Source organism: Luteolibacter flavescens (assembly GCF_025950085.1).
Lineage (GTDB): Bacteria > Verrucomicrobiota > Verrucomicrobiia > Verrucomicrobiales > Akkermansiaceae > Haloferula > Haloferula flavescens.
Genome location: NZ_JAPDDS010000005.1, coordinates 136,991 through 159,125, shown reverse-complemented (window position 1 = coordinate 159,125; position 22,135 = coordinate 136,991). Strand labels below are relative to the sequence as shown.

The following is a 22,135-nucleotide window of genomic DNA, read 5'->3' as shown; positions in this document are numbered from 1 at the left end:
CCCTTGCGGTATTTCCTCACACTCCTGGCAAGCGCGGTGGCGGCCTATGTGCTGGGCTTCGTCCTCACGGTGCCGGCGAATCCCGAGCTGCGGGTGTGGCAGGGCGTCGACCAGCGGCGGAAGGCGGAGCTGGCGGAAGTGCGGGCGAAGTCACCGGATCGCCCGGTCATCTTCTTCACCGGCGGATCGAGCACCGCCTTCTCCATCGACCCGGCGATCATCGAGGGGACTTGCGGGATGCCCGCCTTCAACTTCGCCCTGCCCGCCTCCGCAGGTGCCCACTACCTGCTGCACCAGGCGCTGGAGCAGACGAAAAGCGGGGACGTGCTCGTGATCGGGCTGGAGCCGGATTTCTTCGCCTACGAGTCGGACAATCCCGCGGGCTCGCTCGCCTTCGGCCTCGCGGTGCTCGACGGCCAGCCCTCGGCGACCGTCGGCGGCGACACCTTCGGCAACTCCCTCTCCCTGCCGGAATACATGACCATGGCGAGGCCCGGGCCGAAGTATCTGGTCACCCTGCTCTACCGCAGTGCCTCCGGAAAGGGCTACCGCTACACGCCGGAAGACTACCGCTACCACGGGCGCATGGAGACGCCGGTGAAGGAGGAAGGCATGCCCCCGCTGAAGCTGGAAGGCGAGGTGCGGCTGGCGGAATCCGGCAGGAAGCTCCTCCAAGGCATCAAAGCAGCCGCCGACAAGCGGGGCGTGCGCCTCTGCTACACGATGCCGTGGCGCTGGACCCTGCCCGAGGACGCCGCGGCCTCGCGCGAGGCAAATGCCGCCCTGCTCCGGGACATCGGCCAGATCATCGAGGTGGTCGATGACGGGACGAACGGGGTGGCCACGGATGCGTCATTTTTCTCCGATACGCCCCAGCACCTCACCGCGGCAGGGTCCGAGGCGAGGTCCCGGACTTTGGCCCCCGCGCTCAAATTGCTGCTTTCTTCGCCCTGAGCGTATCTCTTGGATTTCCCGCAGCCCGGCTGCTTCCTGAACTTTCCTTCAAATGACGGACTCACGTTCCATCCAAAGTATCATCATCGTCATCGTGGTGGCCGTCATGGCCGCGTGGCTCGGCGTGGCCGTGGTCACCGACCAGATGGAAACCCTGATCAAGGTGGGCGGTGCCGGCCTGCTGATCACCTGCGTGCTGCTGGGCAAGCGCGTGTGGCTGGCGATGATCTTCCTTTCCGCCATGCAGGTCCCCCTTATCCGGGGCTTCGGCACCGATCAGCTCGGGCAGGTGCTCTTCATCGGCTTCAGCCTGATGCTGATCGCGATCCGCCGCCTGCACCTGCAGTTCAAGGTGACCGAACTGGAGGTCTGGATCATGCTGGTGGGCGTGATGATCGCCCAGGCCTACCTGAGAAACCCGGTGGGCCTGAACATGTTCGGCGGTTCCACGGTGGGTGCGAAGCCGTACTTCGTGGCCGGCCTCGCTTTCTGCAGCGGCTGGCTTCTCTCGTGGATCAAGCTCCCAGCGAGCGAGTTACGCTGGGCGATGCGGCTCACGCTGCTCGGGACATTCGTGGGCCTTCCGATTTCCTTCATCCGGCACCGGTTCGGAGGAGGCGAGGTCGGTGAAATGGGCTCCATCTCGATGGTCAACCAAGCCGGAGGATCGACACGTATTCCCCTCTTCGCACGGCTGGCGGAAATTCTTTCCCGGCTGGTGGTTTCCTATATTTCGCCGATTCGCGCGGTCCTGAGCCCGAAGTGGGGGCTCGTGCTCGTCGTGAGCCTGGGGATAGCAGCCGCGTCGGGATACCGCAATGCGGTCGCCACGGTCGGCCTGACCTACATGCTGGGGGTGATCTACCGGAGTGGCTTCGGTGCGGCGCTGCTTTCGACAATCGCAGGAAGCATCCTCCTGGGGGCTCTGGCCCTTTACAACATCGCAGCCCCCCTGCCGGGCAATATCCAGCGCGCGCTTTCCCCCCTGCCCGGCTCGTGGGAAGAGCGACACGTGAAGGACGCCGAGAACTCCACCGAGTGGCGTGTGGAAATGTGGAAGGCCGCACTGCTCACCGACGACTGGATCCGGAACAAGTACCTCGGCGATGGCCTGGGCATGACCGCAGAGGAACTCCGCCGCCTGCAATCCCTCTCCGCTGGCGGACGCGACTCCTGGACGGGAGCCGGCGGCCTGACCATCCAGCAGGAAAACATGATGCTGACCGGTGGCTATCATAGCGGACCGGTGCAGACCATCCGTACCGTGGGCTATGTCGGCCTGGCGGTCTTCCTCTTCGCGATGGTCCGGCTTGCCGTACATGCCCACCGGCAGATCCGGCGTTGCCGGGGCACGGAGTGGGAGCCTGTCGCCTACTTCTTCGGTATTCCTTTGCTCGTGCTTCCCATCTTCTTCACGTTCGTCTTCGGGGAATTCTCGCAGGCAGCCTCCCTCGTCTTCCTTGGTTTCGCCATGGTACGCCTGATGGAACGGAACCTTCCCCTCCCGGAGTGGAAGAAGGCCGTGCCGGAACCGTGGGTGCCGCTCAGCCGCCGTAACGCCATCGGCGCCTCGAATCCGGGCTGATCCCGCCGGGATCATGCCATGGCAAGCTCAGCTCGTGCCGGCGGAGCGCCACTCCTCCCAGCGGTAGGCATCTGCCTCCATCCCGTCCAAAGCGACGCTTTCCGTAGCTGATGAACCACAAGCGACTGCTGGTCCGGGGTGTTGTCTTCAGCTATGGAGCGCTGGCGGCGCAGATCATCTACTCCTTCGCGTCCATCCCGCTCGCGCTCTCGCACCTCTCGACGGCGGAGTTCGGGATGTTCGGGGTCATCACGACGGTGACCTCCTACCTGATGATGGCGGAATTCGGCATGACGGAGTCCTTCATCCGTCATCTCTTCGAGTGCAAGGAAGCGAAGGACGACTCCCGTCTCGGAAGATTCTTCACTGCGAGCGCCCTCTCGATGGGAGTGGCAGCCTTCGTGGTCCTGGGAGCAGGGATCCTGATGGCCAACATCGCAGCCCCCCTGCTCGACATCCCGCTGGAACTGCGCCGTGAATTCATGCTGGTGATGCTCGGGCAGGCATTCATCGCCTCGCTGAACATGATCGCCCGGGTGATCGGCGTCCCCCTGATCATCAATCACCGCCAGGATCTCCTCCAGATCTCGCAGATCGGTCTTTTCACCATCTACTACGTCGCGCTGCATCTCTCCTTCCGGGCCGGATATGGCATCTACTCGATGCTGATCAACCAGATGGCCGGCATCCTGTGGATCATCGCCTTCTATACTGTCGCCTGCCAGCGCAGCGGATATTTCAAAAACCTCTGGTCACGCTCGCTCCCCACCCGGAAGGAGTTCGTGGACGTGTGGAATTACTCGCTGAAGACCTTCGGCGTGCAGATGGGAGTGGTCGTCGTGGCTGGCCTGCCGCAACTGCTGATCTCATCGCTCGTCGGTCTGGATGCGGCGGGTAAATGGACGGTCTGCACGCGCGTCTTCGGCATCTTGCGCCAGCTCACCTTCAAGCCGTTCGCCATTGCGCTGCCCATGCTGCTGAGCTTCTTCGTCCGCGGGGATACCGCGCTCGTGGCCAGACGCTGGGCCCATGTCTCCCAGCTCGTGATGGCCTCCTCCGGCCTGGCCATCGCGGTCGCGGCGGCGAACAACGCCCGTTTCGTCGAACTGTGGTCCGGCTTGCAGACCGGCTGGGGCCCGCTGATGCACGTGAACATCGCGTTCTTCGCCCTGTGCCAAATCGTCGCCGGGCTCACCTTCGGCCCCATCGGCTTCAACAAGAAGTTTGGCTTCACCGGTTTCGTGCCTGTCCTGCAGGTCCTCGTGGTGGCTGGCGGCGCGATGCTCCTCGCCGGGAAGACCGGCAGCGGGGGCATCATCGCCTTCGCCTCGCTGAGCTACCTGCTGGGGATGGGCATCGCCGGCATGATTTACCTCGGGAAGATCACTTCCCACAATCCCGTCAAACTCTTCATCTCCTCGATCGGCAGGCCCCTGCTGGTGGTGCCGCTTGTTCTCGTCTGCTCGTTGGGTATCGCCCATCTGGCGGCTTCCTTGCCAGGCTACTTCGGACTCTCCTTGTCCATCGCTCTCTCCTGCCTCGTCGGCCTGCCGATGGTCGGCTATCTGGGGGTCTCCTCGGAGGTGCGAAGCGAGCTCTTCGCCATGGCGCTGAAGCCCATCCGCCGGTTCCGGGCCAAGAGGCGCATGCTTCCCGCGGATCCGTGAACCACGCGGACGACGGCACCTCGCCCATCTCCCGGGAAAAGGGGGGCGCATCCATTCCAATCCCTACATGACGCAACCAAGCACCGGCACCGATCCCCGCGTACTCTTCTCCGGAATGGTGCCCTGGTATATCAACCACACGGCACGCGAGGCGGGAAAACTCGGCAGCCTGGGCGGCTATTGGATGGGAAGCGCTTGCCCGAAGGGAGTGGACCGCAGCTTCTACAAGCGAATCTGGCCCTACCATCTGGCGCAGAAGGCCTTCTACCACCTCCCCTTCGTGGATCTGGAGGAGCGCATGCGGTGGAACAATCTCCCCTTCTACGACGCCTGGATCTCCCGGCAGACCCTGCCGGACGGTGTGAACGTGGTCCACGGCCCCATGGGATCCTGTGAAGCGCTTTTCCGCCTGGCCGACAGGAGCGGGCGGAAGGTGCTGAAGGTTTTCGACTCCCCGAACAGTCACCCGACGAGCCAATTCGGATACTGGCAGCGGGAATGCGACCTGTATGCTCACTCAAGCTACAAGCTGCCCGTTGCCCAGTGGGTGCGCTCGAGAATCAACCGCGAAATCGAGGCCGCGGACCTGGTGCTCTGCCCGAGCAACTTCGTCCGCGACACGATGGTCCTGAATGGCATCGCGCCAGAGAAATGCTTCGTCTCTCACTTCGGCGTGGACACTGAGATCTTCAGGAAGCGCGAGCTCCTGCCGGAGCGCCCCACCTTCATCTCCGTGGGGTCGCTGACCGTGCGGAAGGGCCAGCAATATCTCTTCCAGGCCTTTGAAAAGGTGAAGAAGGAACTGCCCGACGCACAACTGGTCTGCGTCGGCGGGATGAGGCCGGATTTCAAGAAGGAGATGGCCAAGTGGCAGGGCCGCTTCGAGCACTTCGACAACGTTCCCCACACGAGGCTGGCGGAGATGCTCGCGAAGAGCACCGCCTTCGTCCTGCCCTCGTTGGAGGAAGGGTTCGCGCGGGTGCTCTCCGAGGCAATGGCTGTCGGACTGCCGATCCTTGCAAGCTACGAGAGCGGGGCCTCGACTGTGGTCCGCGATGGCGTGGAAGGATTCATCCTCAACCCCCGGAACGTGGACGGCTTGGCCGAGGCCATGCTCCGGATGGCGCGAAACAAGGAGGAGAACCTCGCCATGGGCGATGCCTCCTACATCGCCGGCGGGAAATCGAATACCTGGGCGGACTACACCAAGCGCCTGCTCGAGGAATACTCCCTCCGCATTTCAAGATAGCCTCTCAGATCCCCATGGCTTCGATCACCAACGCAATCCGGAGATACCGGAACCTTCTCAAGTCTTCCTTCCAACTGGGCGCTTCCCCAGGGGACTCTTTGAAGATCTTCTACTGGGGGGCGGTGAAGCCATCGCTCTGCGCGCGAAACCTCGGCAAGCATGATCCTGCGGAGATCATCAAACTGAGGGTCCTCTCCGGCGGGAATGCGAGCGACATCTTCATCCGCGACAATGGCCTCGATATCTACACCGTCCTGGAGATCCTGCCGGGCGGGGAGCTGAATCCGAAGCTCCACCACGACTTCGAGCCGCAGACCATCTACGACCTGGGGGCAAACATCGGAATCTCCACGCTGTATCTGCTGAATCATTTCCCACAGGCGCAGGTCGTCGCCTTCGAGCCCGAGCCCGGGAACTACGCCATCGCCAGCCGGAACCTCGAGGGCCAGCCAAGGGCGACCCTGCTGGAACGCGCGGTGTCGAACACCCGGGGCGTCATGAACTTCACCTGCGGCACGGACATCCGTGGCGGCAAGCTGGCGGACGAAGGCGCGAGCGGGGAACAGGTCCGCCAGGTCCAGGTCTCGAGCATCGACGAGATGGTGCATGAAGAAGGGCGGCCCTGCCCCTGCTACCTCAAGATCGATGTCGAGGGAGCCGAACTCTCCGTGCTCGAGGGCATGTCCCGGTCCATGGGAGACATCCGGGTCATCTTCATCGAAACGCATTCACCCGAGCTGCACGAATCCTGCCGGGATCACCTCGTGAGGTCCGGGCTGAAGATCGTCGAGGACAAGTGGATGACGAAGTTCGGCGCGCTGTGGGCAGTGCGCGCATGACGCCGCCTCGCGCGCAGCCCGGCCACAAGCAAGCACGGTATCATGAAAGCAATCGTCCTCGGTATCATCCGGGCACTGGCGGCAGCCGGCATGAAACGCCGTGGATGCAAGCTGGGTGCCGGCACGATCATCAATGGCTCCCCGGCCGTCCGCAGGAAGGGCGACGGCGAGATCATCCTCGAGGACGGGGTGACCATCAACTCCGCCCGGTGGGCCAACTGGCTGGGCACCTCCGGCTCCATGATGCTGAGCGCCGAGCCGGGAGCACGACTGGTGCTGAAGCGCGGCTGCGGCGTCTCCTCCTCACAGATCATCGCGAACCGGTCCATCGAGATCGGTGAGGATACCATGATCGGGGCGGGCTGCCTCCTCTGCGACTCGGACATGCACGAGGTGCCGCTCGGCTCCGGCAAGCCGGTGGCGATGGCACCGATCAAGATCGGCCGCGGAGTCTTCATCGGTGCCCGCTGCATCATCCTCAAGGGCGTCACCATCGGAGACGGTGCCGTGGTCGGCGCCGGATCGGTGGTGACCAAGGACATCCCCGCCGGAACGCTCGCCGGGGGAAATCCCGCCTCCGTTTTGAAAGAACTCTCCCCGTCCCCGCCGGGGTCCTGACCTCTCCGCTATCCCGACCTGCAAATTTTCCCCAGCCACCCCATGGCCTTCGACAAATCAATCACCTCAAGCTCCTTCCCGCGCTCCCTTCGCGCCCTGATGGCAGGATTCCGGCACGACTTCTTCTACTCGCTGCTCCATCGGCCAATCTCCGGGCTGGAGGATCTGGGGGATCCGAAGGACTCGTGCAACTGGACCATCCTCACCCGTGACCTGAAGCCGGACAGCGTGGTCTACTGCGCCGGTGTCGGCCGCGATATCTCCTTCGAGCATGCCATCGCCGATGGCTTCGGACCGGTGGTTCACCTGCTCGATCCTTCCCCGACGGGATTGGCTACGATGCAGCTGCCCGAGAACCAGCGTCCGCAGTTCGTCTTCCACCCGATGGCTCTCGCCGGCTACAGCGGCACCCTCGAGCTGGGCCCGCCGGGCGATGCCGCGGAGGGATCGTGGATGTCCCTCGAGTCCGATTCGGACGGCCCCGTCGCGACCGGCCCGACCGTGAGCGTCCCCTGCGAAACCGTGGGCAGCCTGATGAAGCGCCTCGGCCACACGAAGATCGACCTGCTCAAGATCGACATCGAAGGCGCGGAATACGGCGTGCTGGATTCACTACTCTCCGACAACCTGCCGGTCCGCCAGATCGCGGTGGAATTCCACAACGGCGTGCTACCCGGCATTCCCCGGAGCCGCACCATCGCCATGCTCTGGAAGATGTACAAGAGCGGCTACCGGCTGATCCACAAGGGAGGCAGCAACCATACCCTGCTGCGCAAGGAAGACCTCTGACGGTTCCGTTTCCTGCCACCTGATTCACCCGCGGGCGGCCCGCCATCGCATATCCTCGTGACAGCCTCCATGCCCCTGCGCATCGCTATCATCGCCGACTTCCCGTGGGCCTCGCTCGACGGGAGTGCCACCGGGCGGGGCGGAGGCCAGGGCTGTACCTGGCTGCCGCAGCTCGCGGAGAATTTCGAGCGCCATCCGGACCTGGAGATCCACTGGATCTCGCTGGACCGTCGCGGCGCGGGCGGGGAGTCTGTTAGAAAATACGGACAGCACTTCGTGCGGCTGAAGGGGACCTCGGTCAGCGTCGATCTGGCGCTCGGCTGCCTGCCGACGCGGCGCACGATGCGGAAGTATCTCCGCGCGCTGAAGCCGGACATTGTCCATGCGTGGGGCACCGAGTCGATCTATCCCGTGGCGCTGCGCGATTTCAAGGGGCCGACGATCCTGTCGATGCAGGGCGTGCTCACGGAATACAAGCGCATCGGCGGGCTGCCGGATGACTGGCGCTGGCGGCGTATGATCGCAGGCGAGGCCGCGATGATCCGCTCGGCGACCATCGTGACCTGCGAGTCCGGCTGGGGCATGGCGAAGGTGAAGGAAGTGGTGCCGACCGCGCACTGCCGCATGGTGGAGTATGGCGTGCATCCCCGTTTCTTCGACGTGCCATGGCAACCGGATGCCGCGAAACCCTACGTGCTCTACGTGGGTGGCACCGGCACGCGGAAGGGCTTCGACCTGCTGCTCGATGCGCTGGCACACATCCCCGACCGGAAGTGGGAGCTGAGGCTCGCCGGGGACGATGCGATGCGCGCGGAAGTCGAGCGACGCGGCCTGAAGGATGTCGAGTGCCTGGGCCTGCTGGCCTGGGATGAAATGGAAAAGCAGCTTCGCGGAGCATGGGCCTCCGTGCTGCCCACCCGCGGCGATACCAGCCCGAATTCCGTGAAGGAAGCGCGCGTCATCGGCGTGCCGGTGATCACCTCGCGCCACGGCGGACAGGCAGGCTACATCCGGGACGGGGAGAATGGCAGGCTCGTCGATCCGCTGACCGATGAATCGCTGGCGGAAGCACTCACCGACGTGATGTCGTCCCATGACCGGGCCATTGCCCTGGGCCACGGTCGCCATCAGGAAGACCGCGACTATCTCAGCGCGGAGCGCACGGCGAAGGGCTTCGCCGACATCTACCGGGAACTCGCGAAGGGAGGTGGCCCGCGATGAAGGTGGCCACCTGCACGCCGGTCGATTTCGCCGCGGACGAGCATTTCTTCGGCCGGGACTCCGGGCTCATGTGCCGCGGATTCCAGGAGATCGGCGTGAGCTGCGTGTCGGTGATGCCGGGTGCCCGCCGCGCGGATGATCCCGCGGATCAAGTGAGGGTGACGATGGACGAGCTGTCCGACGCGGGTTGGTGGCGCTTGTTAGAGGTGGAGCTGGTGCTGCTCTACGCGTGGGGGGACCCGCGCTTCATGAAGGTGGCCACGGCGATCCGCGATGCGGGTATCAAGCTGGTGCAGAGCCTCGACACCGCAGGCCTGACGACGCCCTACGGCGACACCCGCGAGTGGTGGCTGTCCTTCGCCGCGATGCTGGGCATGCCGCAGCCCCCGGGAAGCCGGGTGAAAATGATCGGCAAGGCCGGTCGCGATTTTATCCCCGCCGCCTTCGAGAAGAGCCGGCTGAAGATGATCAATACTTCGGACAAGGTGGCATCGGTCTCCCCGCCCGCGGCGGCATCGGTGCGGCGCTATGCGGAGTCGCTCGGCTTTCCCGAAGTCTCGGACAAGGTGATCGTGGTCCCCCACCCCGTAAGCCCGCTGATGAAGTCGGACGGTCGTCCGAAGGAACGGAAGATCATCGTGGTGGGCCGATGGACATCGATCGATACGGGACAAAAGGACCCGGAGATGCTGATGCAGGTGCTCGGCGATTTCCTGCCGCAGCGGCCGGAGTGGCGCGTCGAGATCATCGGTCGCGACAGCGAGACACTGGCCGGGCGATGTGACGGGTGGAGCGAGGATGCAAGGTCCCGCGTCTCCTTCCTCGCACCGATGAGCCGCGCCAAGCTGGCGGAACACTACGCGACGAGCCGCATCATCTTCTGCCCGTCGAGATTCGAGTCCTTTCACATCAGCTCGGGCGAGGCCCTGTGCTGCGGGTGCGCCGTCGTGGTGGCGGATCATCCGCTGCTCGCGTCCACCGGGTGGTTCACCACGGAGCAGTCCGGCACGCTCGCGCCGGAACGCACGCGCGGCGCTTTGACAGCCGCACTCGAGGCAGAGACGGACCAGTGGGAAAAAGGTGCCCGCGATCCCGATGCCATCGCAGGAACGTGGTCGCGCCGGCTGTATGCGGGGTCCGTCGTGCGGAGCCTGCTCGAACAAATGCAGATGACCGGGAAATCCAACCTGCTATCAGCCTGATGAAAATCGCTGTCATCGCGGGCGGTGGGATGGGAGGTACCGAGAAGGCGGCCTACCTTTTCGCAGCAGAGCTTTCACGCCGCGGCCATGAAGTGGAAGCGCTGACCGATGCCAACGGCTGCCGGGTGAGCTCGCTGCTGGAAGCCGGGGTGAAGATCCGCGAGATCAGCCTGACGCGCGAGGGCTTCGAGGGCTACCTGCGCGAGGCCCGGCCGGACGTGGTCCACAATCACACCTCGGGCTACGCCGATCATCGCGCGCTGTACCACGCGCTCGACAGCCTCGGCACGTCGCGACCACGCCTCATCGAGACGAATGTTTTCGGACGCTTGAAGGACGCATGGGAGGGCGATCGCGTGGACATGCGGATGTTCGTGTCCATGGCGAGCGGCTGCCAGGCCTTCCGCCGTCCGCGGATCTACAAGGGACCGCCCTCTCCCGATCGCCACACGGTGCTCTACAATCCGCTGCCGCACGAGACTGCTGCACCTGCGGCAGCACCAAAGGTCAGCCGCGCCTCGCTGGGCATCCCGGACGATGCGTGCGTGCTGGTCCGCGTCGGGCGGCCAGGGCACAAGTGGGCGGAGTGGGAGTGCGAGGCCTACCGCCGCGCGAAGCCTGCCCATCCGCACCTGCGGCTCATCCTGATGGAGCCCACGGATTCGCTGAAGAAATCCATCCGGGACGGTCGCCATGGCGAGGGCATCCATGTGCTGGAGGCGACTTCCGACCAGGACTTCATCGACGCGCTCTACCGCCTCTCCGACGTGATGCTCCATGCGAGCCGCTTCGGGGAAAGCTACGGCTACACGCTCGCCGAGGGCATGCGCGAGGGGCTGCCGATCATCACGCGCACGACACCGTGGGCGGACAATGCGCAGGTCGAACTGATCGAGCACGGCAAGACCGGCTACGTCTGCGGCGGCATCGCGGGCATGACAAAGGCACTCGGGCTGCTCGCCGCCGACCCGGCACTCCGGCGCCGGATGGGAGATGAAGCGAAAGCGCGGGTGAAGACGCTCTCCGATCTCTCACAGGAGACCGACCTGCTGGAGGACGTGATGCACTTCGTCGTGACCGGCCAGCGCGGCGACGTGATGAAGGAGCGCCACGACGCGTGGATGAACTTCATGACCCGCGAGTTCCACGCGCGCGAGTGGGACATCCTCGAAAGATCCGGCGGATATGCCGCTGCACGCGCGCATGGGATCTATCGCCAGAGCCGTGTGGCGCTCACGTCCCGCTACTGGGACCTGCGGGCGAGTATGAGATAAGAGGCAAGATCGCCGCGACCAAAGCAGCCCGATAATCCGGAAAAACCACGCTCATGCTCAAGAAGCTTCTCAAAAGAGTCATCCCGCCAAGCGCTCTCAAGCGATTCTCCCCGCTATGGGAAAACTACAAGAATGACCGCTTCAAAAAGCAGAAGACCGGTTATTTTGAGTTCCACGGGATACGTCTTGGTCTTCCGGACCGGCATCCCCTTCCCGGCCTTGTCGCCGCCCAACCCTACCGGGATCTCTGCATCGGGATCGTGGCGAAATTCATCTCCGCGAAGTATCCGGGCAAGGCAATCATCGACATCGGCGCGAACGTGGGGGACACCGCCGCGATACTGGCGGCACATTCCAGGAACCCGCTGGTGCTCATCGAGGGCAGCGACTTCTTCTTCGACTACCTGTCCGAAAACGCGAAGCGCCTGCCAAATCCCAGTGTCGTCCGCAAGGTGCTGATCTCCGATGGAAGTCCCATCTCCGGGGAATTGCAGCATTGGGGCGGAACGGCGGAGTTCAAGGAATCGGCGACCGGCCCACGCCTCGAGACGGTCAGGCTGTCCGACGTCACGCCGGACGAAGTCTGCTTCGTGAAGTCCGACACGGACGGCCACGACTTCAAGATCCTGGGGGCTTCGATGGATTGGCTCGCATCGCAGAAGCCGGTGGTGCTGTTCGAGAGCCAGATCCGCAACGCGGAAGACCTCACCGCAGCCGATGCGCTGATGGAGAGCCTCCACGGTGCCGGCTACAAACATTTCATCATCTGGGACGCGGCGGGCTATCACCTGCTCTCCACGTCGGAACTGTCCGCCGTGGCAGGACTTCATCGCTACCTCATGAAGGTGGTGACCGCCGGCGTGGCCGGCAATGTGAGCAACCTCGATGTCGCCTGCTTCCACGAGCGGGATCTCGATGTCTTCGAGCAAACCACCGAGTGGTATCGTAGCTACTGACGGCTAACGCACCGCCACCGGCCCCCGATCCATGCTTTTCAATTCCTGGGAGTTCCTCTTCCTCCTCGCGGTCACCTTCGCGCTGTACTATGCGCCGTGGTCGCGTGGCCGCCATGGCAAGGCGTGGCAGGTGACGCTGGCGCTGGTCGCCAGCGTGATCTTCTACGGCTGGGAGGACCCGAAGCTCGTCGGCCTGCTCGCCATCTCGTGCGTGGGGAACAGCCTCGCGACCGGCAGGATCATCCTGCACAAGGTGAACGGGGACGAGGCGAAGGTGAGGCAGTGGACGCGCCTCGCGGTGGTGATGAATCTCGCGCTGCTGGGCTTCTTCAAGTACCTGCCCTTCCTCGCCGGGATGATGCCCTTCCTCCCGGAGCAGTGGGTGGAGGAGCTGAAGGCCATCCCGCTGCCCATCGGCATCTCCTTCTACACCTTCCACGGCATCAGCATGATCGTGGACGTGGCGCGCGGCGAGGTGACGCGCGAGGGCGACGCGCTCATGTCAAAGGGCGGGCGCTTCGCGAAGGGAGTCCGCGACATCGGCTTCTACCTGCTCTTCTTCCCCCAGCTCGTCGCCGGTCCCATCGTCAAGGCGAAGGAATTCTGGCCGCAGATCGTCTCGAAGCGCATCGAGGACATCCCGTGGCGGCAGGTCATCCGCGCGCTGGTCGCCGGTTACTTCCTGAAGGTCTTCGTCGCGGACAATCTCGCCGAGCAAACGACCGCGCTGGTCATCGGTCCGGATGCTCTCGCCGCGACGGGACCGCTGAACCTGGTGCCGCTGCTGTATGCCTACTCGCTGCAGATCTTCGCGGACTTCGCGGGCTACTCGCTGATCGCCATCGGGCTGGCGTCGATGTTCGGCTACCGCTTCCCGATCAACTTCAACTTCCCCTACCTCTCGACGAGCATCACGGAATTTTGGCGGCGCTGGCACATGTCGCTCTCCGCATGGCTGCGCGACTACCTCTACATCCCGCTGGGCGGGAATCGCAAGGGGCCGGGCCGCACGTATGTGAATCTCTTCCTCGTGATGTTCCTCGGCGGCCTGTGGCACGGCGCGGAGTGGAAATTCGCTCTGTGGGGATCGCTGCACGGCCTGCTGCTCGCGCTGGAGCGGCTGGCGGGAAGAAGGAAGGCCGCGGACAAAACTACGGAAGCACCGGCACGCGGCATCCTCACCACGCTGCGCGCGTGCTGCGCGTGGTTCTTGACCTTTCACGCCGTCACGCTGCTGTGGCTCACCTTCCTGATGCCGGACATGGCGAGCATCGCGGGATTCTTCAAGGGCGTCTTCAGCGGGAAGACGGGCTTCTCCGGACCGCCCGCATTCTCGCTGCTCTTCTACGGCACCGCGGTGGTCCTCTACCATGCGTGGGGCTGGCTGCGGGAGCATCGTGAGACGCTCTCCCAGAAGCTGCTGCGCTCGCCGCTGGAGCCGGTGCTGCACGCGGTGATGGTCTTCCTCATCGTGACGAATCCGGGTGCGCCGCGCGGCTTCATCTACTTCCAATTCTAAAGCCACGCAGCGACCGATGCTCGCCTATCTCATCCCCTTCGTCCTCGCGCTGGCCGCGTGCTTCGGCATCCAGGCGCTGGGCCTGCATGCCATGGGCGGCAGGACCTCGAAGAGCGAGTCGAACTACTTCTCCTCCCTCGGCCGCATCCAGGCGGGCACCGTCGGGACGCCGCAGGTGATGCTGCTCGGCTCCTCGATCACCGGCCGCCTGCCGGATCGCTCGCAGGGCTTCGAAGGATTCGCGAACATGGGCTGCGATGGCGGCAGCGCGGTGGATGCGCTGCGCGCGATGGACCACGGCTTCCTGCCCACCGCGCCGGTGCTGGTCATCGAGGCGAATACCCTGCACCTTGCGCTCTCCGGCAAGCCCTCCGAAGTGGGCGCCGCGATGGAGAAGGCATGGTTCCAGGCCGGGATGCGCACGCCATCCATCAGCTCGTATGCGCGGCCATCGGCATTCGCCTATTCCTTCCTGCTGGCGAAGAAGATCGGCGGCTTCGGCGATCCTGCGGCGGACGAGGACCTGCAGGTGACCAGCATGCCCGCTATGACCGAGGCTCCGGTGACGGTGCTTCTGGAAAACCAGCATAACCTCATCGGCGAGCTGGTCCCGTTGATCCAGCGCCTGCGGGCAAAGGGCTGCCGCATCGTCTTCGCCTGGCTGCCGCCCGGACGCGGGGACGGCTCGCCCCTGGCCCCGTGGATGGCGACGCTCATCGCGGAAAGCGGCTCGGAATGGTGGGACCTCGGCACCGAGGCCAGCAGCGAATGGGTCGTGCTGACCGATGGCGTCCACATGGCCGCGCCCAGCGCCTCGCGCACCGTGAGGTCGCTGAGGAAGGCCCTCAACCCCTGATCCGACCGACCGACATGGACGCACTCATCGGCCACAGCGGCTTCGTCGGCGGGAACCTCCTCGCACGCCGGGAGTATGGTGCCCTCTACCGCTCGTCCGACATCGGGTCGATCCGTGGCCGGGACTTCGCGCACGTCGTATGTGCTGGGGTGCAAGCGATGAAGTGGTGGGCGAACCTTCACCCGGCGGAAGACCTCGCGGGCATCGAGAAGCTGTTGGAGCCGCTTTCCGAAGTCCGTGCGGAGAGATTCACGCTCATCTCCACCATCGACATCTATCCCGCGCCGCGCGGCGTGGACGAAGACTCGCCCGTCGCGAAAGACGGCCACCACGCCTACGGGCTGCACCGGCTGATGGTGGAGGAGCGGATCGCGGAAATGTTCCCGCAGGTGATGATCGTGCGCCTGCCCGGCCTCTTCGGACCCGGCCTGAAGAAGAACGTCATCTACGACCTGATCCACGACAACAATCTCCACCAGGTCCACCCCGGCGGCGTCTTCCAGTACTATGACCTTCGTAGGTTGGCGGACGACATCGACCGGGCCTGGGCACTGGGATGTCCCATCCTGAATGTCAGCACCGCTCCGCTCGGCACCGGGGAGATCCGCGACCGCTTTTTCCCCGGCAAGGAGCCGGGAGGAAGCGGCCCGGCACCCGCGGGGTATGACATGCTCTCGAAGCACGCCGGAGCATGGGGCGGGTCGGGCGGCTATCTTTACACGCAGGAGCAGGTGCTCGCCGATCTGGGCGACTGGCTTTCATCAGGGAAACCGCAGGCATGAATCTCTGCGTCTCACATATCGCGTGGCCACCCGGGGACGAACTGGAGGCACTCACCTTCCTGCGCGGGCTCGGCGTCACGGAGATCGAAGTCGCTCCGGTGCGGGCCTTCGGGAATCCGCTCGCGGCCACCGAGCGCGAGGTGCGGGAGCGTGCGGCGTGGTATCGCGGGCAGGGCTTCGGCATCGCGGCATTCCAGGCGCTGCTTTTCGGCACGGAGGGATTGCAGCTTTTCGGCACGGAAGATTCGAGGAAGGCATTGAAGGAACTGCTCATCGCCACCGGCCGGGTCGCGGGATGGGCGGGAGCGGGTGCCATGGTCTTCGGCTCGCCTAAGAACCGGCTGCGCCACGATCTCCCGCACGCGGAAGCGATCCGGCAGGCCGCGGACTTTTTCCGCGAAGTGGGCGATGCATGCGCCGCGTGCGGCACCTGCCTGCTGATCGAGGCGAATCCGGAAGCCTACGGCGCGGACTTTTGCACGCGGCTGGAAGAGGCGGCGGAACTGGTGGACGCGGCTGGCTCGCCAGGCTTCGCGCTGCATGTGGATGCCGGCGGCATGGCCGTGAGCGGCGAGGATTTCGAGCCCGTGCTGAGGCAGGCGGGCAAGCTGCTGAAGCACGTCCACGCCAGCCAACCGGACCTCGCATCCTTCGCAGATCCGCATCCCATTCACGGGCCGCTCGCATCCATTCTCACGGACATCGGCTATGAAGGCAGCGTCTCCATCGAGATGCGCGCGCAGGCGGATGGACTGGCCGCGGTGGGGGAAGCAGTCGAAGCTGTCAGATCGAACTATGGCCTCCGCTGAAGATCGCCAGATCGTGATCGCCGGAGGAGGCTTCTTCGGCTGCTCCATCGCGCTCATGCTGCGGCAGCGCGGCTGGCAGCCGGTGATCGTGGAGGAAAACGACGACCTGCTGACGCGCGCCTCGCAAGTGAACCAGGCCCGCGTGCACGGCGGCTACCACTACCCGCGCAGCCTGATGACGGCCTACCGGTCGCGGCGGAATTACGAACGCTTCCGCGAGAAGTATCGCGAGGCCATCGTCGATCGCTTCACGAAGGTCTATGCGGTAGGGCGCTACTTTTCGAAGGTGACCGCGGGGCAGTTCGAGATGTTCATGAAGCGCATCGGCGCGCCGCTCGAGGAGGCACCCGCATCCATCGCGCGGCTCTTCAACCCCGCGCTTACCGAGAAGTGCTGGATCGCCGAGGAGTGCGCCTTCGACCACTCCATCCTGCGGGAAAAGTTGAGGCGCGAGCTGGAAGACGCAGGCGTCGGCATGCGTTTCGGAGAACGAGTCATCGCCGCCGAATCGAATCCGCACGGGGCGCTTGCACGACTATCCGGCGGAGCGGAGATCCCCTGCCGCCTCGTCGTCAATGCCACCTATGCGGGCCTCAACCTGCTGACCTCCGGCTCCGGCCTCCCCGTCGTGCCGCTGAAGCACGAGCTGACCGAGCTGGCGCTGATCGAGCTGCCCGGCGAGCTGAAGGACCTCTCCGTGACGATGATGTGCGGGCCCTTCTTCTCATTCATGCCCTACCCGGCGCGCGGGCTCACCTCGCTGAGCCACGTGCGCTACACGCCGCACGCGCAGTGGTACGAAAACACGCGCGAGGGCACCGGCGATCCCTACCGGCGCTTCGACACGCTGGCGAAGGAGTCGCACCAGCAGCTCATGCTGGCCGATGCCTCGCGCTACCTTCCCGCGCTGCGCGACGCGACCTACCGCGAATCGATCTGGGCGGTGAAGACGCTGCTGCCGCAGACCGAGACCGACGATGGCAGGCCCATCCTTTTCCAGAGGGACCCCGTGCTCCCGTCCGTCATCCATGTGATGGGGGGGAAGATTGACAACATTTTCGACGTGGAGGACGAATTGGCCGGACTGCTTTCCGCCCGATCCGCCACCGCCGCTTGACCGGCACGCCGTGGAACCGAACACCGTCATCAGCATCATCGTCCCGCTGCATCAGGATGCCGCGCTGGTCGATGCATTCACCGGCGAGCTGGATGCGACGCTGTCGGCCTCGTTCCGTTTCTACGAGATCGTGCTGGTGGACGATGGCTCCACCGATGGCACGACGACGGTGGTGAGGGAGATGCTGAAGCGGACGCAGCGCGTGCGCTACCTGCGGCTGTCGCGCAGCTTCGGCCGCGAGGTGGCGCTGTCCGCGGGCATCGAGTCCTCCATCGGTGACTACGTGGTGACTCTCGATCCGCGCACGGATCCGGTGGCGCCCCTGCCGGACATGATCGCCGTGTGCCGGAAGACGGGCGGCGTGGTCCATGGCATCGCGGCGAATCCCGTGACGCGCTCGATGCCGCGCGAGTGGATCGGTGAGTTCTTCCGGAACTACTGCCGCAAGCGCCTGGGCGTGGATATCAAGCGCGGCGTCTCCGACCTGCGCGTGATGAGCCGCCAAGCCGTGAATGCGCTGCTGCAGGTGCGCGAGCAGAGCCGCTACCTGCGTGTGCTGACGCTGATGCTGGGCTATCACCACGAGTTCTTCCCCTACGATCTGACCTCACGCCCGGGCTCCGAGCGAAAGAGCTCCTGGCGCGATGACGTGGCCACGGCGATCGACCTGCTGGCGGCGAACACGCGGCACCCGCTGCGACTGGTGACGGTGGCCGGCCTACTCGGCGCGGGGCTGAACCTGCTCTACGCGGTGTACGTCGTGACGATCTATTTCACGAAGCCGGATGTGGCCCAGGGCTGGACGACGCTCTCGCTCCAGCAAAGCGGCATGTTCTTCTTTGTCTGCCTCATCCTCGCGGTGCTGAGCGAGTATGTCGGCACCATCCTCGGCGAGGTGCGCAGCAGGCCGCGCTACTTCGTGGCGGAGGAGGCCAACAGCTCCGTGCTGCTGGAGGACACGGTGAAGTCCAGCATCCTCGGGAGGTCCGATGATTCATCCCACGATCCGGCACCATGAGCGAGCCGGAGACCCGTGGCGATGACGAGCGCGCACCCCGCTACCGCATCGCATGGCAGAGGCCGCGCCGGCACCGCCAGGCCATCTGCGTCTTCGTCATCAACGAGGGGGAAAAGATCCGCAAGCAGCTCCGCGCGATGAAGGAGCATGCCGACATCATCGACCTGATCGTCGCCGACGGCGGGAGCACCGATGGCTCGCTCGACGCGGGCATCATGGAGGAAGCCGGTGCCACCGCGCTGCTGGTGAAGACCGGCCCCGGCAAGCTGAGCGCGCAGATGCGCATGGCGATGGACCACTGCATGAACGAAGGCTACGAGGGCATCGTGGTGATCGATGGCAATGGCAAGGACGGGCTGGACGCCATCCCGTCCTTCGTCGCGGCACTCGAGGACGGATGGGATCACGTGCAGGGCTCGCGCTTCATCCCCGGCGGGCATCATGAAAACACGCCGCTCTCGCGCCTCCTCGCGGTGCGTCTGCTCCACGCGCCGATGATCTCGCTCGCCTCCGGCTTCCGCTACACGGACACCACGAACGGCTTCCGCGCGTATAGCCGGAAGCTTCTAACAGATCCTCGCGTGTCGGTCTTCCGCCCGTGCTTCGACCGCTACCAGCTCCACTACCACCTGGCCATCGAGTCGGTGCGGCGCGGATTCCGCGTGAAGGAGCTCCCGGTCTCGCGCGTGTATCCCGCCAGCGGGAAGACACCGACGAAGATCCGCGGATTCGGCGGGCTGGTCGCCGTGCTGCGCCAGCTACTCGACGTGTGCCTCGGCAAGTACCGCGCCGCCGGGCACTGACCGCATCACGTCCCCCCCTCTCTTCCTTTGATTTCATGAAGGTCCTCGCCGTCGGCTACGCGTGTAATCCCTATGGCGGCTCCGAGCAGGCCGTGGGGTGGAATGCCGTGCGCCGCATCGCCCGGCACCACGATGTCTGGGTGCTGACGGACGACCACAACCGCGCCGGATGGACGAAGGCGACGGCGGAGGGACTGGTGCCCGCGAATGTCACCGTGCGCTTCCTGCGCGAGGCAAAGGACAGTCCTCCCAACCGCTTCATCGCGCACGTGCAGAGCTGGCTGAACTACGCTGACTTCACGCGCAAGGTGCTCGCCGAGGCCAGGGCGTGGCATGAGGAGATCGGCTTCGACCTGTGCCACCAGGTGACGATCGCCTCGTGGCGGATGCCGTCGCCGCTATGGCAATTGCCGGTGCCCTTCGTGTGGGGTCCGGTCGGTGGCGCGGGGCACATTCCGAAGGCCTTCCGCACCATCCTGAGCCCGTCGGCCCGGGCCTTCGAGTTCGCGCGCGATTTCAGCAACCGCTCCGCCATGCGCTCGCGTGCCTTCCGCGACTGCGTGGAGAAGGCCGCCGTGGTGATCGCCGCCAATGAGGAGACCGAGGAACTGCTGAAGCCTTTCCGCAAGGTCGCGCCGATGATCCGCCTGCCCGTGACCACGCTGGCGCAGGAGTCCATCGCGCGACTGACGAGCGGTCATCCCGTACCCGATGCGTCGGGGCCGCTGAGGATGTTCGCCGGGGGAAACATGGAGGGCAGGAAGGGAGTGGCGCTCGCACTGAGGGCCGTCGCCGGAGCCGTGGCGAAAGGCATACCGGTCCACTACACCATCGCCGGGGGTGGTCCGGAGATCCCTTCATTGCAGGGCCTCGCTGCATCGCTCGGCATCACGCAGCATGTGGAATTTCATCCGGGATTCAGCGGCGATGACTACGTACGCGCGCTCCAGGGCAGCGACGTGTATTTCCTGCCTAGCTTCCGCGAAACGATGGGCATGACCCTGGTGGAGGCGATCCTCGCGGGCTGCTATCCCGTGGTCGCGGACACCAGCGCGCAGGGCGAGATCGTCCGGATGGCCGGCGGCATCGCGGTGCCCGTCCAGTCCGTGGACGGGCTCGTGGCCGGACTCACGGAGGCCATCGTGTGGTGTCACGGCCATCGCGCGGAGCTGCCGGAAAAGACGCGCGCCATCGCAGCCCGCATCACCGAGTATCTTTCCTACGATCGCACCGACCAGGCGCTCGAACACGCCTACCGCGAAAGCGTCGTCTCGCAAGTCAAATCCTGAACCAAACCCCGAACTCTTCCCCAATACATGTCCACCACCGATCGAATTGACAGCTACTCGAAGGAGAACGCGCTGCAGCACGAAGCGCTGATCGACTCCTTCACGCCGGAGCGGTATGCCCAATTCGCAAAGTACCTTCCAGCAGACGCCAGGAAGATACTGGATGTGGGATGTGCCGAAGGGCGCGGGGGTGTCGCCTTGAAGGAGATCCGTCCGGACATCGAGCTGGGAGGCCTCGACTGCGTGGCCGAGCGACTCACCGCGCTGCCCGCCGCCTACACTTCCAATGTCCACGGACTGACCACCAGCATCCCGGCCGACGACCTCACCTACGACGCGATCGTCGCCGGGGAATTCCTCGAGCACCTGTATCCCTCCGATGTCGATCCCACGCTCTGCGAGTTCCAGCGCATCCTGAAGGTAGGCGGTCACCTGATGATGACCACGCCCAATCCGAACTCCCTGAAAATGCGGTGGAACAAAGGCTCGGTCCTGGGAGCATCACACCTGACCCAACATTATCCGAAGCTTTTGAAACAGCGGATGATGATGCATGGCTTCAATCATGTCCGCCTCCTGGGATCCGGGAAGGCGATACGGAAATTCGGCGACCGCTTTCCGTGCCTGTCCATCTACGGGAGCTTCCTGATCATCGGACAGAAGAGGTAAGCCCCGACGGGAAGTGACACCTACATTCCCTGCAAAGCCGACATTCACCCGATGAGGTTCCAGAAGCTGTATATCGCATCGCTCCCCCGCAGCGGGAGCACCCTGCTCACCCGCCTGCTCGATCAACTGGAGGATGTACTATGCCTGCCGGAGTCGTTCTTCCCAGCCGCCCTTTCGCGTGTGACCGCCGCGGAGTGGCAGGACTCGCGGCGGATCGCGGCGCTCTTCGTGGTGAGCTGCTCGGATGGCTCTCCACTCACGGTGGACGAAGCGGAGAAGTGCATCCGTGACGACAAGGAAGCGACCCTGGATGCGCTGGCATCCGCGGTGGCGGTGAAAGCCGGGCGCGATCTGTCGAAGATCCGCATCGTGGTGTGGAAGTTCACGCGGCTCGTGGGATCGAGTGCGTTCGCCGCGCAGACCGGCGGACGCTTCCTCGTCCTGCGGCGGAATCCTCTCAATGTCTTCGAGTCGCAGTTCCGCGTCCACTTCGGGGCGAAGAACCGCCATCCCGCTCGCTTCGCATTTTTCGAGTCGAGCTATCTGGCCGCATTCAAGGGCTACCCGGCGGACAGGACGCGCCACATGGAGTATGGCGACATCGGCTCGAAGATGGACGATCTCATCCAGTGGATGGGCTCGTCCGGCGCACGCTCGGAGTCCGGCGGCAGCGGCGTCGCCGAGTTGTCCGCCAAGAACCCGTGGCACTCCGAGATCAACAAGCCTTTCCAAAACCGCGACCACGAGAAGATCGCGAATCTCAGCGCGTCGCAGGTCTCAGGCTACGAGTCCGCGCGTGCGATGTTCGCCCGCCTGCCATGGCTGGGCTCGCTTTCCCGGAAGCTGGCGGACCACCGCCAGATGAAGGTGCTGTGGGATCTGGCGGAAGGCGTGCTCAACCCCACACCCGTGAAGTGAC

The 22,135-nt window shown here is 64.7% G+C and carries 21 protein-coding genes; all 21 read left to right on the top strand.

Features of this window, described 5'->3' with window-relative positions; genetic code table 11:
• The first annotated feature begins 3 nt into the window (after positions 1-3).
• The 21 genes from OKA04_RS10615 (at position 4) to OKA04_RS10515 (ending at position 22,134) form a co-directional block, all read left to right on the top strand.
• Positions 4-954: a hypothetical protein gene (locus OKA04_RS10615; RefSeq protein ID WP_264501134.1), complete on the top strand. Its 951-nt coding sequence runs from the start codon at positions 4-6 to the stop codon at positions 952-954.
• Positions 955-1,006: 52 nt separating this feature from the next.
• Positions 1,007-2,539, top strand: coding sequence for a hypothetical protein (locus OKA04_RS10610; RefSeq protein ID WP_264501133.1), 1,533 nt, complete (start codon positions 1,007-1,009; stop codon positions 2,537-2,539).
• 110 nt (positions 2,540-2,649) lie between these two features.
• Positions 2,650-4,206 (top strand): lipopolysaccharide biosynthesis protein, encoded by a 1,557-nt coding sequence (locus tag OKA04_RS10605; RefSeq protein WP_264501132.1) that lies wholly within the window; start codon positions 2,650-2,652, stop codon positions 4,204-4,206.
• Between the two features lie 67 nt (positions 4,207-4,273).
• The gene (locus OKA04_RS10600) at positions 4,274-5,455 is read left to right on the top strand and encodes a glycosyltransferase family 4 protein (RefSeq protein ID WP_264501131.1); all 1,182 of its coding nucleotides are present in this window, start codon (positions 4,274-4,276) and stop codon (positions 5,453-5,455) included.
• A 14-nt stretch (positions 5,456-5,469) separates the two neighbouring features.
• Positions 5,470-6,294 carry an FkbM family methyltransferase gene (locus OKA04_RS10595; protein ID WP_264501130.1) on the top strand — a complete coding sequence of 275 codons (825 nt, stop codon included), beginning with the start codon at positions 5,470-5,472 and terminating at the stop codon, positions 6,292-6,294.
• 42 nt (positions 6,295-6,336) lie between these two features.
• A complete protein-coding gene (locus tag OKA04_RS24595) occupies positions 6,337-6,912 on the top strand; it encodes an acyltransferase (RefSeq protein ID WP_319800608.1) in 576 nt (191 codons plus the stop codon).
• 42 nt (positions 6,913-6,954) lie between these two features.
• Positions 6,955-7,701 carry an FkbM family methyltransferase gene (locus OKA04_RS10585; protein ID WP_264501129.1) on the top strand — a complete coding sequence of 249 codons (747 nt, stop codon included), beginning with the start codon at positions 6,955-6,957 and terminating at the stop codon, positions 7,699-7,701.
• A gap of 69 nt (positions 7,702-7,770) precedes the next feature.
• On the top strand, positions 7,771-8,922 hold the full coding sequence (locus tag OKA04_RS10580) for a glycosyltransferase family 4 protein (protein ID WP_264501128.1): 1,152 nt from the start codon (positions 7,771-7,773) through the stop codon (positions 8,920-8,922).
• Entirely contained in the window at positions 8,919-10,124 is a 1,206-nt protein-coding gene (locus OKA04_RS10575) for a glycosyltransferase family 4 protein (RefSeq protein WP_264501127.1), read from the top strand. The genes OKA04_RS10580 and OKA04_RS10575 overlap by 4 nt, the downstream gene beginning before the upstream one ends.
• Entirely contained in the window at positions 10,124-11,398 is a 1,275-nt protein-coding gene (locus tag OKA04_RS10570) for a glycosyltransferase family 4 protein (protein ID WP_264501126.1), read from the top strand. The genes OKA04_RS10575 and OKA04_RS10570 overlap by 1 nt, the downstream gene beginning before the upstream one ends.
• A gap of 53 nt (positions 11,399-11,451) precedes the next feature.
• The gene (locus OKA04_RS10565) at positions 11,452-12,354 is read left to right on the top strand and encodes an FkbM family methyltransferase (RefSeq protein ID WP_264501125.1); all 903 of its coding nucleotides are present in this window, start codon (positions 11,452-11,454) and stop codon (positions 12,352-12,354) included.
• A gap of 31 nt (positions 12,355-12,385) precedes the next feature.
• Positions 12,386-13,873 (top strand): MBOAT family O-acyltransferase, encoded by a 1,488-nt coding sequence (locus tag OKA04_RS10560; RefSeq protein ID WP_264501124.1) that lies wholly within the window; start codon positions 12,386-12,388, stop codon positions 13,871-13,873.
• A gap of 16 nt (positions 13,874-13,889) precedes the next feature.
• Positions 13,890-14,729, top strand: a complete 840-nt coding sequence (locus OKA04_RS10555; protein WP_264501123.1) for a hypothetical protein — start codon at positions 13,890-13,892, stop codon at positions 14,727-14,729.
• A 14-nt stretch (positions 14,730-14,743) separates the two neighbouring features.
• Complete coding sequence (locus OKA04_RS10550; protein ID WP_264501122.1) at positions 14,744-15,511, top strand: NAD-dependent epimerase/dehydratase family protein; 768 nt, start codon at positions 14,744-14,746, stop codon at positions 15,509-15,511.
• The gene (locus tag OKA04_RS10545; protein WP_264501121.1) at positions 15,508-16,320 is read left to right on the top strand and encodes a sugar phosphate isomerase/epimerase family protein; all 813 of its coding nucleotides are present in this window, start codon (positions 15,508-15,510) and stop codon (positions 16,318-16,320) included. Before OKA04_RS10550 ends, OKA04_RS10545 begins: the two co-directional genes overlap by 4 nt.
• Positions 16,307-17,437 (top strand): FAD-dependent oxidoreductase, encoded by a 1,131-nt coding sequence (locus OKA04_RS10540; protein ID WP_264501120.1) that lies wholly within the window; start codon positions 16,307-16,309, stop codon positions 17,435-17,437. The genes OKA04_RS10545 and OKA04_RS10540 overlap by 14 nt, the downstream gene beginning before the upstream one ends.
• 10 nt (positions 17,438-17,447) lie before the next feature.
• Entirely contained in the window at positions 17,448-18,455 is a 1,008-nt protein-coding gene (locus OKA04_RS10535; protein ID WP_264501119.1) for a glycosyltransferase, read from the top strand.
• A complete protein-coding gene (locus tag OKA04_RS10530; RefSeq protein ID WP_264501118.1) occupies positions 18,452-19,258 on the top strand; it encodes a glycosyltransferase family 2 protein in 807 nt (268 codons plus the stop codon). The genes OKA04_RS10535 and OKA04_RS10530 overlap by 4 nt, the downstream gene beginning before the upstream one ends.
• Positions 19,259-19,293: 35 nt before the next feature.
• Positions 19,294-20,547 carry a glycosyltransferase family 4 protein gene (locus OKA04_RS10525; protein WP_264501117.1) on the top strand — a complete coding sequence of 418 codons (1,254 nt, stop codon included), beginning with the start codon at positions 19,294-19,296 and terminating at the stop codon, positions 20,545-20,547.
• A gap of 27 nt (positions 20,548-20,574) precedes the next feature.
• The gene (locus tag OKA04_RS10520; RefSeq protein ID WP_264501116.1) at positions 20,575-21,216 is read left to right on the top strand and encodes a class I SAM-dependent methyltransferase; all 642 of its coding nucleotides are present in this window, start codon (positions 20,575-20,577) and stop codon (positions 21,214-21,216) included.
• Between the two features lie 51 nt (positions 21,217-21,267).
• Positions 21,268-22,134, top strand: a complete 867-nt coding sequence (locus OKA04_RS10515) for a sulfotransferase (protein ID WP_264501115.1) — start codon at positions 21,268-21,270, stop codon at positions 22,132-22,134.
• The last annotated feature ends 1 nt before the right edge of the window (position 22,135 follow it).